The sequence below is a fragment of the Streptomyces sp. 12E genome (assembly GCF_055633275.1).
In genome coordinates this window covers 5,243,507-5,257,559 of record NZ_JBVNCJ010000001.1, presented here as the reverse complement: position 1 = coordinate 5,257,559, position 14,053 = coordinate 5,243,507, and the positions used below count along the sequence as shown (strand labels likewise).

Genomic DNA, 14,053 nt, shown 5'->3' with positions numbered 1-14,053 from the left:
TCCCTTTCGACCCTTCTATCCCTGTCCGTGCCCGGTCGCGAGTCCTTCGAGTCCTCGCTACGGTCGAAGTGACCGCCAACTTCCCTCGTGCCTGTACCCCGGCGCGCAAGGCCCGGTTCCCGCAGGTCTCCCCGCGAGGAGCGGCGACGCGATACCGTGGCGTTCCTTTTCCCCACATGATCCTCGTGGCCGCCCTGGAGGTTCCGTGGTACAGGCGTACATCCTGATCCAGACGGAGGTCGGCAAGGCCTCGACCGTCGCCGAGCTGATCGGCAAGATCCCTGGAGTCGTCCAGGCCGAGGACGTGACCGGACCGTACGACGTGATCGTGCGCGCCCAGGCCGACACCGTCGACGAACTGGGTCGCATGGTGGTCGCCAAAATCCAGCAAGTGGACGGCATCACCCGAACCCTGACCTGCCCGGTCGTCCATCTGTAGCCCCCGTCTACCCTGTGCCGGTGAACTCTTCCCGTCACCGGCACGCCCTGTCCGCGCTCGCGGTACTGATCACCGTCGCGGGCTGCTCCTCGGCAGACGACGGCGCGTCCGCGGCGGTTCCCCGCCCGGACGCGAAGGTCACCGAACTGTGTCAGAACCTGGACGAGGCCCTGCCGGCGAAGGTGGACGGTGAGAGTCGCGACGATCCCGAACCCGCGTCCGAACTGACCGCGGGCTGGGGCGGCGTGGCGATCATACTGCGGTGCGGTGTCGAACGACCGCCGAAGATGACCGACCCGAAGGTGGCCAACGGCAACGACGCCGACGCGGTGCCGGGCGGAGTGAACGGCGTCGACTGGCTCATGGAGACGCCGGGCGACGACGTGCAGCGCTTCACCACCGCCAACCGCGAGGCGTACGTCGAGGTCGAGGTGGTCGACGGGCGGGACAGCACGGGCGTGCTGATCGACCTCGCCCCGGCACTCAAGAAGACGATCCCCGAGGGGATCGCCCCCTGACGCGTGCGTACGCGGCTCAGCGCAGTCCGGTCGGCCGGCGCAGTGCCGCCCGCACCAGCAGGTCGACCAGCTCCGGGTAGCTCACCCCGGTGGCCTGCCACATCTGCGGGTACATCGAGATGGGCGTGAAGCCGGGCATGGTGTTGATCTCGTTGATCACGAACTCGCCGTCCTCGGTGAGGAAGAAGTCCGCACGGACCAGCCCTTCGCAGGAGGCCGCGTCGAACGCCTCCACCGCGAGCCGCCGCACCTCGGCCGTCTCCTCGTCGGTCAGCGGCGCGGGCACGATGCCGGGCGTGGAGTCGATGTACTTGGCCTCGAAGTCGTAGTACGCGTGCGCGTCGGGCGGCGGGATCTCGGCCGGCAGCGAAGCGCGCGGGCCGTCCTCGAACTCCAGCACACCGCACTCGATCTCCCGGCCGCGCAGCGCCGCCTCGACGAGGATCTTCGGGTCGTGACGCCGGGCCTCGGCGATCGCCTCGTCCAGACCGGACAGGTCGTCGACCTTGGTGATGCCGATCGACGAGCCGGCGCGCGCGGGCTTCACGAACAGCGGCCAGCCGTGCTCACCGGCGAAGTCGACGATCTTCCCGCGGGCGGCGGACTCGTCCCGCTCCCACTCGCGCGGCCGGATCACCACGTACGGGCCGACCTTCAGCCCGAAGGAGGTGAACACCCGCTTCATGTACTCCTTGTCCTGGCCGACGGCCGAGGCGAGCACGCCCGAGCCGACGTAAGGGACGCCGGAGAGCTCCAGGAGCCCCTGGAGGGTGCCGTCCTCACCGTAGGGGCCGTGCAGCACCGGGAAGACCACGTCGACCTCGCCCAGCGCCTTGGGCACCGAGCCCGGCTCGCTGTAGACGACTTCGCGGTTGGCGGGGTCGACGGGGAGCACCACACCGCCCTCCGCCGACTCGGCGAGCTGGTCGACGCTGGGCGTACGGCGGTCGCTGATCGCCATGCGTTCCGGCTCGTCGGCGGTGAGCGCCCAGCGGCCGTCCTGGGTGATGCCGATCGGCAGGACGTCGTACGCGGTCCGGTCGATGGCCTTGAGGACGGCTCCTGCGGTGACCACGGAGATCCCGTGTTCGGAGCTGCGCCCGCCGAACACGACGGCCACACGCGGCTTGCGGGACGGCTGCTCGGGGCTCTGGGGGAGGTTCTCGGTGCTCATATCGCGATGAGAGTACCTGCCCGCGGTGCCGGGACACAGCGCCCGCAACGCCGTGCGTGAGCCGAACGGAGGGGGCCGTCGCTCAGCGTCGTTCGGGCTTCGCGCTGCGCGACATCAGTTCCTCGACGGCGACCACCGGGGGCTTGCCCTCGTGCACGATGGAGACGACCGTTTCGGTGAGCGGCATGTCGACGCCGTGCCGGCGGGCCAGGTCCAGCACCGACTCACAGGACTTGACTCCCTCGGCTGTCTGCTTGGTGACCGCGATGGTCTCCGCGAGGGTCAGGCCCTTGCCGAGGTTGGTGCCGAAGGTGTGGTTGCGCGACAACGGCGAGGAGCAGGTGGCCACCAGGTCGCCCAGGCCCGCGAGTCCGGAGAAGGTCAGCGGGTCGGCGCCGAGCGCGACTCCGAGCCGGGTGGTCTCGGCGAGGCCGCGGGTGATGAGCGAGCCCTTGGCGTTGTCGCCGAGCCCCATGCCGTCCGCGATGCCGACGGCCAGCCCGATCACGTTCTTCACGGCGCCGCCCAGTTCGCAGCCGATGACGTCGGTGTTGGTGTACGGCCGGAAGTACGACGTGTGGCAGGCGGTCTGGAGGCGGCGGGCGACGGCTTCGTCGGTGCAGGCCACCACGGCGGCGGCCGGCATCCGGGCGGCGATCTCCCGGGCCAGGTTGGGGCCGGTGACCACGGCGATGCGTTCGGCGCCGACCTTGGCGACGTCGGCGATGACCTCGCTCATCCGCATCGCGGAGCCGAGTTCGACGCCCTTCATCAGCGACACCAGGACCGTGCGGGGCGCGAGCAGCGGCGCCCAGTCGGCGAGGTTGCCGCGCAGCGTCTGCGAGGGGACCGCGAGGACGGTGAAGTCCGCGCCGCGCGCGGCCTCGGCGGCGTCCGCGGTGGCCCGCAGGTTCTCCGGGAGTTCGATCCCCGGCAGGTAGTCGGGGTTGGTGCGGGTGGAATTGACCGCCTCGGCGAGTTCGGGGCGCCGCCCCCACAGCACGACGTCGCAGCCCGCGTCGGCGAGGACCATGCCGAAGGCCGTGCCCCACGATCCGGTGCCGAAGACGGCCGCCTTGACCGGCTCGCTCACGTGCCCAGCCCTTCTTCCCGCGCGGCTGGCCTGCCGCTCCGCGTCCGCTCCTGCGTTCGCTCGTCCCGCCGCTGCGCATACGTCCTGCGGCGCTGCTCGACCCGCTCACGGCGCGGGTCGTACGGCGTCTCGGGGGCCTTCTCGCCGCGGATCTGCTCCAGCTGGCGCGTGACGGCCGCCATGATGACCTCCGTCGCCTCCTTGAGCAGTTCCGGGGTCATCTCCCGCTCGTAGAAGCGGTCGAGATCCACCGGCGGCCCGGCCAGCACGCGGTGGGTCTTGCGCGGCAGCAGGCTGGGCTTCTTGGCGTACGGCGGCAGCAGTTCGTTGGCGCCCCACTGGGCGACCGGGATCACGGGGCACTTGGTCTGCAGGGCGACGCGCGCGGCACCGGTCTTGCCGGTCATGGGCCAGCCGTCCGGGTCGCGGGTGAGGGTGCCCTCGGGGTAGAAGGCGACGCACTCGCCGCGCTCCACGGCGTCGATCGCGGCCCGGAAGGCGCTGAGCGCGTCGGTGCTCTCGCGGTAGACGGGGATCTGCCCGGTGCCGCGCATCGCGGCACCGATGAATCCCTTGTTGAAAAGCCCGCTCTTCGCCAGGAATCGCGGAACACGTCCGGTGTTGTACTGAAAGTGCGCGTAGGCGAAGGGATCGATGTGCGAATTGTGGTTCACCGCGGTGATAAATCCACCCTCGGCCGGAATGTTCTCCATTCCGCGCCAGTCCCGCTTGAGCAGAACCACCAGCGGCGGTTTGCAGAGAACCGCGGCGAAGCGGTACCAGAAGCCGATTCTGCGGCGCGGCACAAGTACACCTTCCTCTTCCGAATGACAGGCCCAGGGCCCGGACCCGGAGGCCCGACGGGCCGCACAAGTGTCGCCCCGAGCCGCCGGTCTGTCGAGAACACCGTACGCCCGACCCCCTCGCCGCCCCGTGCACCGGGTGACAATGGCCGCGACAAGAGAGGGACGTAACACTCGTGCAGTGGACCTTGGTGGTACCCCTGAAGCCGCTGGACCGGGCCAAGAGCAGGCTCTCGGACACCGCGGACGACGGCCTGCGTCCGGGCCTCGCGCTCGCCTTCGCCCAGGACACTGTGGCGGCCGCACTGTCCTGCCCGGCGGTACGGGATGTGGTGGTCGTCACGGACGACGCCCTCGCCTCCCGGGAGCTGGCCGCGCTGGGGGCCGCGGTCGTCCCGGACGAGCCGCGCGACGGCCTCAACGCGGCTCTCGCCCACGGCGCGACGGTGGCGGGCACCGCACGCCGCGCGGCTTGCGTCGCGGCCCTCAACGCCGACCTCCCGGCGCTCCGCCCGCCGGAACTGGCCCGTGTCCTCGATGCAGCCGCCGCGTTCCCGCGCGCGTTCCTCGCCGACGCCGCCGGTCTCGGCACGACGCTGCTGGCAGCGAGCCGGGGCCGGGAACTGCGTCCGTCCTTCGGCCCCGGTTCCCGGGTCCGGCACCGGGACTCCGGAGCCGTGGAGCTGGGCCTCGACGGGGTGGACTCGGTGCGGCAGGACGTGGACACCGGCGCCGACCTGCGGGCGGCGCTGGCGCTGGGCGTCGGCCCCCACACGGCCGCGGTCGCCGCGCGGTCGCTCGTCACGGAGCAGTAGGCTGCCGGCATGCAGGCCACCGCGTACACCTACGACCCCGACAGCCGCAGCGGTCAGGTGCTCCTGGACGACGGCACACCGGTGCCCTTCGACGCCCCGGCGTTCGAGGCGGGGGGTCTGCTGCTGCTGCGTCCCGGGCAGCGGGTGCGCATCGAGACCGAGGACGAGGGCGGGGCCCGGCGGATCACACTGGTGACGCTCCAGACGTTCTGACCGCCCGAGGCCCTGGTCAGGGTCCGGAACACACCGCGGGCCGGGCTCCCGAGGGAGCCCGGCCCGGCGCGTGAGTGCCGCTTGTCCGAAGGGACGGACCAGGGCCCGCTACTTCTTGCGGGTGGTGGTCTTCTTGGCGGTGGTCTTGCGCGCGGTCGACTTCTTGGCGGGCGCCTTCGTGGCCGTCGCCTTCTTCGCCGGGGCCTTCTTGGCGGTCGTCTTCTTCGCGGCGGTGGTCTTCGCCGGGGCCGCGGTCTTGGCGGGCGCCTTCGTGGCCGTGGTCTTCTTGGCCGCCGCCGTCTTGGTGGCGGCCTTCTTCGCGGTGGCGGTCTTCTTGGCCGCCGCCTTGGTGGCGGCCTTCTTCGCCGTCGTCTTCTTGGCGGCGGCCTTCTTGACCGTGGCCGAAGCGCCGCCGCTCAGGCTGCCCTTGGGCGCCTTCTTGACCGAGACCTCACCACCGCGCGGCAGCTTCTTCGAGCCGCTCACCAGGTCCTTGAAGCCCTGGCCTGCGCGGAAGCGCGGAACGGAGGTCTTCTTGACCCGAACCCGCTCGCCCGTCTGGGGGTTACGGGCGTAGCGGGCCGGGCGGTCGACCTTCTCGAACGAACCGAAGCCGGTGACCGAGACCCGCTCCCCCGCGACGACCGCGCGGACGATGGCGTCCAGTACGTGGTCGACGGCGTCGGCGGCCTGCTGGCGGCCGCCCACCTTGTCGGCAATCGCTTCTACGAGCTGCGCCTTGTTCACGTCTTCCCCTTCGGAGACATCGCCAGAACGAAAGTGTTCAAGCTTTTTCGCACGTTAGGCAGATATATACCGCAAATCAAACACGAAACGGGCTAATCACCCTTGTGCCGCAACGGACTCGGTTGTCCCGGCTGGTTCAGCGTTCCTCTTCGGGGAATCGGCCCTCGTCGAGGTCCTCGGTGAACCGCTCCAGACGCCTTGCCGCACCGGCGAGATCATGTTTGGCCGCGGCCGTAATGACCAGCAGCTTCCGGGTCAGCGCCATCCGTACGCCCTCCGGGACTTGCAGTGCGCGCACCTTCGCGTGCGCTTCCTTGAGCCGGACCGCGACCGCCGCATAGAGCTGGAGTTGGCCGTCGTGTTCCATGCACAGATTGTGCCATCTGGGGCGAGTTGTCGCCTGCGCAGGGGGCAACTACCGCCTCGGACGGCCGTCCGGACACACGCGTGGATCACGGGCACGTGACACGTGTACCCCAACAACCACCTTCTTAACGTGGCAAGTTGGAGATCCTCGAGGAAGCAGGCGGGGCCGAACGGGTGCAGACGTGCCCGTACCCCCGATCGGGGCGATCGGGGGTACGGGAGGGTGCTCCGGTGGCCGAAAGACGACCTCTGGTGAGGACTTCGGCCGCGGTGCGGGTCAGGCCGTGAGCGTCCTCGGCTTGAACGACGGGCGCTTCGCCTCGTACGCGGCGATGTCCGGCTCGTTCTGCAGCGTGATGGAGATGTCGTCGAGCCCGTTCAGCAGTCGCCAGCGGGAGTTCTCGTCGAGCTCGAAGGGGGCGGTGATGCCCTCGGCGCGCACCTCGCGGGCCTGGAGGTCGACGGTGATCTCCGCCGTGGGGTCGGCTTCGGTGAGCCCCCACAGCGCGTCCACGATCTTCTGGTCGAGGACCACCGTCAGCAGGCCGTTCTTCAGCGAGTTGCCGCGGAAGATGTCGGCGAAGCGGGAGGAGATCACGGTCTTGAAGCCGTAGTTCTGCAGCGCCCAGACGGCGTGCTCACGGGAGGAGCCGGTGCCGAAGTCGGGGCCCGCGACCAGCACGGTCGCGCCCGCGCGCTCGGGCTGGTTGAGGATGAAGGACGCGTCCTTGCGCCAGGCCTCGAACAGCCCGTCCTCGAACCCGTCCCGGGTCACCTTCTTGAGCCAGTGGGCGGGGATGATCTGGTCGGTGTCGACGTTGCTGCGGCGCAGCGGGACGGCCCGGCCGGTGTGGGTGGTGAATGCTTCCATGACTGATCAGACTCCAGCGGGCGTACGGGCGTCGGCGTCGGCGAGGTCGGCCGGGGAGGCCAGGTGACCGAGGACCGCGGTGGCGGCGGCGACCTGCGGGGACACCAGGTGGGTGCGGCCGCCCTTGCCCTGCCGGCCCTCGAAGTTGCGGTTGGAGGTGGAGGCGGAGCGCTCACCGGGGGCGAGCTGGTCGGGGTTCATGCCCAGGCACATCGAGCAGCCCGCGTGCCGCCACTCGGCGCCGGCCTCCTTGAAGACCACGTCCAGGCCCTCGGAGACGGCCTGCAGACCCACCCGCGCGGAGCCCGGGACGACCAGCATCCGCACGCCGTCGGCGACCTTGCGGCCCTTGATGACGTCCGCGGCGGCGCGCAGGTCCTCGATGCGGCCGTTGGTGCAGGAACCTACGAAGACGGTGTCCACGTTGATGGTGCGCAGCTCCTGGCCGGCCTCCAACGCCATGTACTCCAGGGCCTTTTCGGCGGCGAGCCGCTCCGAGGCGTCCTCGTACGAAGCCGGGTCGGGGACGGACGCCGAAAGCGGAGCGCCCTGGCCCGGGTTGGTGCCCCAGGTGACGAACGGCGACAGCTCGGCGGCCTCGATGACCACCTCGGCGTCGAACTCGGCGTCCTCGTCGGACCTCAGCGTCTTCCAGTACGCGACGGCCGCGTCCCAGTCCTCGCCCTTCGGGGCGTGCGGACGGCCCTCGAGGTAGGCGAACGTCGTCTCGTCGGGGGCGATCATGCCCGCGCGGGCGCCGGCCTCGATCGACATGTTGCAGATGGTCATCCGGGCCTCCATCGAGAGCTTCTCGATGGCCTCGCCCCGGTACTCCAGAACGTAGCCCTGGCCGCCGCCGGTGCCGATCCTCGCGATGATCGCCAGGATCAGGTCCTTGGCCGTGACCCCCTCGGGCAGTTCGCCGTTGACCGTGATCGCCATGGTCTTCGGGCGGGCCATCGGCAGCGTCTGGGTGGCCAGGACGTGCTCGACCTGGGAGGTGCCGATGCCGAACGCGAGACCGCCGAAGGCGCCGTGCGTGGAGGTGTGCGAGTCACCGCAGACGACGGTCATGCCGGGCTGGGTCAGACCCAGCTGCGGGCCGACGACGTGCACGACGCCCTGCTCGACGTCGCCCAGCGGGTGCAGCCGGACGCCGAACTCGGCGCAGTTCTTGCGCAGCGTCTCCAGCTGGACCCGGGAGACCGGGTCGGCGATCGGCTTGTCGATGTCGAGGGTGGGGGTGTTGTGGTCCTCGGTGGCGATGGTGAGGTCGAGACGGCGCACCTGGCGGCCGTTCTTGCGCAGGCCGTCGAAGGCCTGCGGGCTGGTCACCTCGTGCAGCAGGTGCAGATCGATGAAGAGGAGGTCGGGCTCGCCCTCGGCGCGCCGGACGACGTGGTCGTCCCAGACCTTCTCCGCGAGTGTCCTACCCATCGCTGTCCCTCCGGCCGGCGGGTGGTGCGCCGGCCCAACTAGATCTGTGGGGAGACGGCGCCCGCACCCCTGCTTCCGGGCGTCCGCCGCCAGGCCCGGTGGTCCACGGGCCGCGTTGCTTCCGTGCATCCAGAGTGGCGGGTTCCACGGAAAATTGAACTTGCGTTTCACAGAGTGAGACGCAAGTATCGTTGCATGGACAACAGTAGCGGCGTCGGCGTTCTGGACAAGGCAGCCCTCGTCCTGAGCGCTCTGGAGTCCGGTCCGGCCACCCTCGCGGGCTTGGTCGCGGCGACCGGACTGGCACGACCCACGGCCCACCGCCTGGCCGTGGCGCTGGAACACCACCGCCTGGTGGCGCGCGACATGCAGGGCCGTTTCATTCTCGGCCCGCGCCTGGCCGAACTGGCCGCGGCGGCGGGCGAGGACCGCCTGCTCGCCACGGCGGGCCCGGTGCTCACCCACCTCCGCGACGTGACCGGCGAGAGCGCCCAGCTCTACCGCCGCCAGGGCGACATGCGCATCTGCGTCGCCGCGGCGGAGCGCCTCTCGGGCCTGCGGGACACGGTGCCGGTGGGCTCCACGCTGACGATGAAGGCCGGCTCCTCGGCGCAGATCCTGATGGCCTGGGAGGAGCCGGAGCGGCTGCACCGGGGTCTGCAGGGCGCCCGGTTCACGGCGACGGCCCTCTCGGGCGTACGACGCCGGGGCTGGGCCCAGTCGATCGGTGAGCGCGAGCCGGGCGTGGCATCCGTCTCCGCACCCGTGCGCGGGCCGTCGAACCGCGTGGTGGCCGCCGTCTCGGTCTCCGGCCCCATCGAGCGCCTGTCCCGCCACCCCGGCCGGATGCACGCCCAAGCCGTCATCGACGCCGCCGGCCGCCTGTCCGAGGCCCTGCGCCGCTCCTGAACCCCCGCCCTTGCCGTCCCGCGGGAACGGGTCCGCCTCAACGCCGCGGCGGGCCCTTCCCCGGTCCCGGGTGCGCGTCCCGGAACGCCGAAAGCCCTCCACCGAGGTGGAGGGCTTTCACCGTGTACCCCCGACCGGATTCGAACCGGCGCTACCGCCTTGAGAGGGCGGCGTGCTAGGCCGCTACACAACGGGGGCGTGGATCACGCGTTGCCGCGGATCCTGCTGGTCTACCTGGACTCGAACCAAGACTAACTGAACCAGAATCAGTCGTGCTGCCAATTACACCATAGACCAATGATGGTTTAGACCAGTCAGTACCCCCGACCGGATTCGAACCGGCGCTACCGCCTTGAGAGGGCGGCGTGCTAGGCCGCTACACAACGGGGGCCCTAGCGGTCCCGAGATGATCGGAACCAGTACCCCCGACCGGATTCGAACCGGCGCTACTGCCTTGAGAGGGCAGCGTGCTAGGCCGCTACACAACGGGGGCTTTGCGGATCAGATCCGCGGGTGCAGATGAGCTCTGCGAGCTGGCCTACCTGGACTCGAACCAAGACTAACTGAACCAGAATCAGTCGTGCTGCCAATTACACCATAGGCCACTGGAACGCAAGCCCCTGAGGGGTTCTTGTTCTAGTTCTACGCTCGGGGCTCCGGCCTTCCGGCCTGCTCCCCTCGGCGCAGGAAGAACATTACCCGAAGGTGGACGGGGCTCCAAAACGAGTATCGGCGGCGAGTACCGCGGGAAGTTCGGAGAGGGAGGCGATACGACGTGGCCCCACGGGCGGCTCGACGGCCACCCACGCCTTCCCGCGGTCGATCCACACCGACAGCATTCCCGCCTCCGCGGCGCCCCGGCCGTCGATCTCCGGGTGGTCACCGACGTACGCCACCTGGTCCGGGGGCAGCCCCAGCGCGTCGCAGGCGGCGAGGAACGCGCCGACCTCGGGCTTGGAGACGCCCAGCTCCGCGGCGCACAGGATGGCCTCGAAGCGGTCGTGGACGCCGAGGACGCGCAGCTTGCGGTCCTGGACGTGGAGGCTGGAGTTGGAGAGCACGGCGTGGCGGTGGCTGGCGGCGAGGGCGTCGAGGACGGGCAGCACGTCCGGGAAGAGGCTCCAGGCGGACTCGTAGTGCGTGACGTACCGCCGGAACCAGTCGTCGGCCTCGGTGTCCGTCAGCTCCGGCCGGCCCAGGAAGACCCGGGTGCGGTCACGCCGCTGCGTCTCGAAGTCCACCTCCCGCGCGGCGAACCGCGCCCACTGCTGCTCGGTCACCTCCCGCCACCGCTCCAGCGCCTCCTCCGCGGAGGCGTACCCGTCCATCAGCCCTTCGGCCAGCAGATGCGCCCGCATGCCCTCGCGGTCGGCGGTTGTGTAGTCGAAAAGCGTGTCGTCGACGTCCCAGACAACTGCTCGGATCACCATGGGACCGACGGTACAGCCGGACCGGCTGGGGGCCCGGGGGTCATCCCCCGGAAAACACAGTGTCGACGTCCCGGACAACCGCTCGGATCACCATGGGACCGACGGTACAGCCGGACCGGCTGGGGGCCCGGGGGTCATCCCCCGGAAAACACAGTGTCGACGTCCCGGACAACCGCTCGGATCACCATGGGACCGACGGTACAGCCGGACCGGCTGGGGGCCCGGGGGTCATCCCCCGGAAAACACAGTGTCGACGTCCCGGACAACCGCTCGGATCACCATGGGACCGACGGCACCCGGGAACATGAAGGGGCGGCGCCCGGAACCGTCCGGACGCCGCCCCTTCACGGCCTGTTGTGGGTTACGCGGTGAGCCTGGCCAGCGCCGCGTCGATCCTGGCCAGCGTCTTCTCCTTGCCCAGGACCTCCAGGGACTCGAAGAGCGGCAGGCCGACCGTGCGGCCGGTGACGGCGACGCGGACCGGGGCCTGGGCCTTGCCGAGCTTGAGGCCGTGGGCCTCGCCGGCGGCCAGGACGGCCTCCTTGAGGGACTCGGGGGACGTCCAGTCCGCCGTGTCCAGCTTCTCGCGGGCCGTGCGGAGCAGCGCGTCGCTGCCCTCCTTCATGGCCTTGTTCCAGGACGCCTCGTCGAAGACCGGCTCCGGCAGGAACAGGAAGTCGACGTTGTCCGTGATCTCGGAGAGAACCTTGAGGCGGGTCTGCGCGTGCGGGGCGATGGCCTGCCACTTGGCCTCGTCGAAGGCCTCCGGCGCCCAGGGCGCGAAGGGGGCCCTGAGCCAGGGCGAGCAGCGCTCGGTGAAGTCCTTCACGTCGAGCATGCGGATGTGGTCGCCGTTGATCGCCTCGCACTTCTTCAGGTCGAAGCGGGCCGGGTTCGGCTGCACGTCGGCGACGTCGAAGGCCGCGATCATCTCGTCGACGGAGAAGACGTCCTGGTCGGCGGAGAGCGACCAGCCGAGCAGGGAGAGGTAGTTGAGCAGACCCTCGGGGAGGAAGCCGCGCTCGCGGTAGAGGTTGAGGGACGACTGCGGGTCGCGCTTGGAGAGCTTCTTGTTGCCCTCGCCCATCACGTACGGCAGATGACCGAAGGCGGGCGTCCGCTTGGCGATGCCCAGCTCGGTCAGCGCCTTGTAGAGGGCGATCTGGCGCGGGGTGGAGGAGAGCAGGTCCTCGCCGCGCAGGACGTGGGTGATCTCCATCAGGGCGTCGTCGACCGGGTTGACCAGCGTGTACAGCGGGGCGCCGTTGGCGCGGACGATGCCGTAGTCCGGGACGTTCTCCGGGGTGAAGGTCAGCTCACCGCGGACCAGGTCGGTGAAGGTGATCGTCTCGTCGGGCATCCGGAAGCGGACGATCGGCTCGCGGCCCTGGGCCTTGTAGTCCTCGACCTGGGCATCGGTCAGCTCGCGGCAGTGGCCGTCGTAGCCGGAGGGCCTGCCGGCGGCGCGGGCGGCCTCGCGGCGGCTGTCCAGCTCCTCCTGGGAGCAGTAGCAGTGGTAGGCGTGGCCGGCGTCGAGCAGCTTCCTCGCGACGTCCTTGTAGATGTCCATGCGCTGCGACTGGCGGTACGGCGCGTGCGGGCCGCCGACCTCGGGCCCCTCGTCCCAGTCGAAGCCCAGCCAGCGCATGGAGTCGAGCAGCTGGTTGTACGACTCCTCGGAGTCGCGGGCCGCGTCGGTGTCCTCGATGCGGAAGACCAGGGTGCCGCCGTGGTGCTTGGCGAACGCCCAGTTGAACAGGGCGGTGCGGACCAGGCCCACATGGGGGTTACCGGTGGGCGACGGGCAGAAACGTACGCGTGGGGGTACCCCCTGCGCGAGCGGAGTCGAGGGCTTGGGAGAGGGTGCGCTAGCCACGCTTGACAACCTTGTTGGTGAGAGTGCCGATGCCTTCGATGGTGACGGCGACCTCGTCGCCGACGTTGAGGGGGCCGACCCCGGCCGGGGTGCCCGTGAGGATGACGTCGCCCGGGAGCAGGGTCATGGCCTCGGAGATGTTGACGATCAGGTCCTCGATGGAGTGGATCATCTCGCTGGTGCGGCCGAGCTGGCGCTGGGCGCCGTTGACCGTGAGCTGGATGGTCAGGTCGCCCGCGGCGGCGAGGTCGATGTCCGTCTCCACCCAGGGGCCGAGCGGGCAGGAGGTGTCGAAGCCCTTGGCCCGCGCCCACTGCTTCTCGCGCTTCTGGACGTCGCGCGCGGTGATGTCGTTGGCGCAGGTGTAGCCGAAAATCACGTCCTTGACGCGCTCACGCGGGACCTCGCGGCACATCCGGCCGATCACCACGGCCAGCTCGGCCTCGTGGTGCACCTCCTGGGAGAAGGAGGGGTACCGGATCTCGTCGCCGGGGCCGATCACCGAGGTGGAGGGCTTGAAGAAGGCGAAGGGGGCGTCGGGTACCTCGTTGCCCATTTCCTTCGCGTGGTCGGCGTAGTTGCGGCCGAAGGCGACGACCTTGTTGGGGAGCACCGGGGGCAGCAGCCTGACCTTGCTCAGCGGGACCTTGGTGCCGGAGAGCTCGAAGTCCGTGAACGGGATGCCCTTGATGATGTCCAGGACGAGTTCGTCCTGCCGGTCGCCCTCGACCGCGCCGAAGGCGACGTTCCCGTCGATGGAGAATCTGGCGATGCGCACGGGATGCTTGTCCCCTTGACCGATCGGCTGAAGTCTGACGCTCCAGGCTAACGCGCAGGGGTCCTCGCCCCGCGCAACAACGAGGGGCGCCCCCGTCGTCGTGGGGGCGCCCCTCGTTCGGCGGCGTTGAGCGTTTCGCGGCCGGCGTCCGTACGGACCGGTGTCACTGCGCGGCGTCGGCCGCGACCGGGATCTCCATGAGGACGGTGCGCTTGGGGTTGGCAGTCTGGGCCGGGAGGTCGACGGTGTGCTCCTGCTGGACCGGCGTCTGCAGTCCGTCTGCGCCGTCCAGGTGGGCCAGCGTGGTGCGCCGCGGGTTGGCGATCTTGTGGAACATCATCGTCGTCTTCACTGTTTGCTCGACCCTGTCCTGTTTCACGGGCGCCCGGAGGGGGGTAGGGAACCCCGGTGAGGGCGCGGGTTGTCGGTTCTGCCGTCCCTGTAAAGCGTCAGGCTAAACACCCGATTCCCCGCCGACTGCGGCCGGAGGCCTTGATCAGGGTGTGAGTTTGCTCACGAACTACCGGACAAACCGGCCATTTCGACCCGACCCCCGATGAGACGGAATCGGACATTCGCCACCT

16 protein-coding genes and 5 tRNA genes are annotated in these 14,053 nt (G+C 70.0%); 5 read left to right on the top strand and 16 right to left on the bottom strand.

Going from position 1 to position 14,053, the window contains the following annotated elements:
* Positions 1–205 precede the first annotated feature (205 nt).
* Positions 206–439, top strand: a complete 234-nt coding sequence (locus ACZ8ZB_RS24360; protein ID WP_470739768.1) for an Lrp/AsnC family transcriptional regulator — start codon at positions 206–208, stop codon at positions 437–439.
* A gap of 20 nt (positions 440–459) precedes the next feature.
* Complete coding sequence (locus ACZ8ZB_RS24355; protein ID WP_470739767.1) at positions 460–957, top strand: DUF3515 domain-containing protein; 498 nt, start codon at positions 460–462, stop codon at positions 955–957.
* Between the two features lie 16 nt (positions 958–973).
* Here ACZ8ZB_RS24355 and ACZ8ZB_RS24350 read toward each other — a convergent pair whose 3' ends face one another.
* From ACZ8ZB_RS24350 to ACZ8ZB_RS24340, 3 genes are all read right to left on the bottom strand, one after another.
* Entirely contained in the window at positions 974–2,131 is a 1,158-nt protein-coding gene (locus ACZ8ZB_RS24350; RefSeq protein WP_470739766.1) for a D-alanine--D-alanine ligase family protein, read from the bottom strand.
* Positions 2,132–2,213: 82 nt separating this feature from the next.
* Entirely contained in the window at positions 2,214–3,224 is a 1,011-nt protein-coding gene (locus ACZ8ZB_RS24345) for an NAD(P)H-dependent glycerol-3-phosphate dehydrogenase (protein ID WP_470739765.1), read from the bottom strand.
* Complete coding sequence (locus ACZ8ZB_RS24340) at positions 3,221–4,030, bottom strand: lysophospholipid acyltransferase family protein (RefSeq protein ID WP_470739764.1); 810 nt, start codon at positions 4,028–4,030, stop codon at positions 3,221–3,223. Before ACZ8ZB_RS24340 ends, ACZ8ZB_RS24345 begins: the two co-directional genes overlap by 4 nt.
* Positions 4,031–4,203: 173 nt before the next feature.
* Here ACZ8ZB_RS24340 and cofC point away from each other — a divergent pair, with 173 nt between their 5' ends.
* Positions 4,204–4,842 (top strand): 2-phospho-L-lactate guanylyltransferase, encoded by a 639-nt coding sequence (gene cofC / locus ACZ8ZB_RS24335; RefSeq protein ID WP_470739763.1) that lies wholly within the window; start codon positions 4,204–4,206, stop codon positions 4,840–4,842.
* Between the two features lie 9 nt (positions 4,843–4,851).
* Positions 4,852–5,055, top strand: coding sequence for a hypothetical protein (locus ACZ8ZB_RS24330; RefSeq protein WP_470739762.1), 204 nt, complete (start codon positions 4,852–4,854; stop codon positions 5,053–5,055).
* Positions 5,056–5,163: 108 nt separating this feature from the next.
* Here ACZ8ZB_RS24330 and ACZ8ZB_RS24325 read toward each other — a convergent pair whose 3' ends face one another.
* From ACZ8ZB_RS24325 to leuC, 4 genes are all read right to left on the bottom strand, one after another.
* Positions 5,164–5,802, bottom strand: a complete 639-nt coding sequence (locus tag ACZ8ZB_RS24325; RefSeq protein WP_470739761.1) for an HU family DNA-binding protein — start codon at positions 5,800–5,802, stop codon at positions 5,164–5,166.
* Positions 5,803–5,938: 136 nt separating this feature from the next.
* A complete protein-coding gene (locus tag ACZ8ZB_RS24320) occupies positions 5,939–6,169 on the bottom strand; it encodes an SCO5555 family protein (RefSeq protein ID WP_085573006.1) in 231 nt (76 codons plus the stop codon).
* Positions 6,170–6,445: 276 nt separating this feature from the next.
* Complete coding sequence (gene leuD / locus ACZ8ZB_RS24315; protein WP_470739760.1) at positions 6,446–7,039, bottom strand: 3-isopropylmalate dehydratase small subunit; 594 nt, start codon at positions 7,037–7,039, stop codon at positions 6,446–6,448.
* Positions 7,040–7,045: 6 nt separating this feature from the next.
* On the bottom strand, positions 7,046–8,476 hold the full coding sequence (gene leuC / locus ACZ8ZB_RS24310) for a 3-isopropylmalate dehydratase large subunit (RefSeq protein ID WP_470739759.1): 1,431 nt from the start codon (positions 8,474–8,476) through the stop codon (positions 7,046–7,048).
* 195 nt (positions 8,477–8,671) lie between these two features.
* Between leuC and ndgR the strand changes: the two genes are divergently transcribed.
* On the top strand, positions 8,672–9,385 hold the full coding sequence (gene ndgR, locus ACZ8ZB_RS24305; RefSeq protein ID WP_470739758.1) for an IclR family transcriptional regulator NdgR: 714 nt from the start codon (positions 8,672–8,674) through the stop codon (positions 9,383–9,385).
* 125 nt (positions 9,386–9,510) lie between these two features.
* Here the strand turns inward: ndgR and ACZ8ZB_RS24300 are convergent.
* The 9 genes from ACZ8ZB_RS24300 to ACZ8ZB_RS24260 form a co-directional block, all read right to left on the bottom strand.
* A tRNA-Glu gene (locus ACZ8ZB_RS24300) sits at positions 9,511–9,583 on the bottom strand.
* Positions 9,584–9,610: 27 nt separating this feature from the next.
* Positions 9,611–9,682 (bottom strand) — tRNA-Gln (locus tag ACZ8ZB_RS24295).
* Between the two features lie 21 nt (positions 9,683–9,703).
* Positions 9,704–9,776: transfer RNA gene (locus tag ACZ8ZB_RS24290), tRNA-Glu, on the bottom strand.
* A 29-nt stretch (positions 9,777–9,805) separates the two neighbouring features.
* A tRNA-Glu gene (locus tag ACZ8ZB_RS24285) sits at positions 9,806–9,878 on the bottom strand.
* 40 nt (positions 9,879–9,918) lie between these two features.
* Positions 9,919–9,990: transfer RNA gene (locus tag ACZ8ZB_RS24280), tRNA-Gln, on the bottom strand.
* A gap of 90 nt (positions 9,991–10,080) precedes the next feature.
* Positions 10,081–10,815 carry an HAD family hydrolase gene (locus ACZ8ZB_RS24275; protein WP_470739757.1) on the bottom strand — a complete coding sequence of 245 codons (735 nt, stop codon included), beginning with the start codon at positions 10,813–10,815 and terminating at the stop codon, positions 10,081–10,083.
* Positions 10,816–11,176: 361 nt separating this feature from the next.
* Entirely contained in the window at positions 11,177–12,691 is a 1,515-nt protein-coding gene (gene gltX / locus ACZ8ZB_RS24270; RefSeq protein ID WP_470739756.1) for a glutamate--tRNA ligase, read from the bottom strand.
* Positions 12,684–13,469 (bottom strand): fumarylacetoacetate hydrolase family protein, encoded by a 786-nt coding sequence (locus ACZ8ZB_RS24265; RefSeq protein ID WP_470739755.1) that lies wholly within the window; start codon positions 13,467–13,469, stop codon positions 12,684–12,686. The genes gltX and ACZ8ZB_RS24265 overlap by 8 nt, the downstream gene beginning before the upstream one ends.
* Positions 13,470–13,632: 163 nt before the next feature.
* A complete protein-coding gene (locus ACZ8ZB_RS24260) occupies positions 13,633–13,848 on the bottom strand; it encodes a hypothetical protein (RefSeq protein ID WP_470741664.1) in 216 nt (71 codons plus the stop codon).
* Between the last annotated feature and the right edge of the window lie 205 nt (positions 13,849–14,053).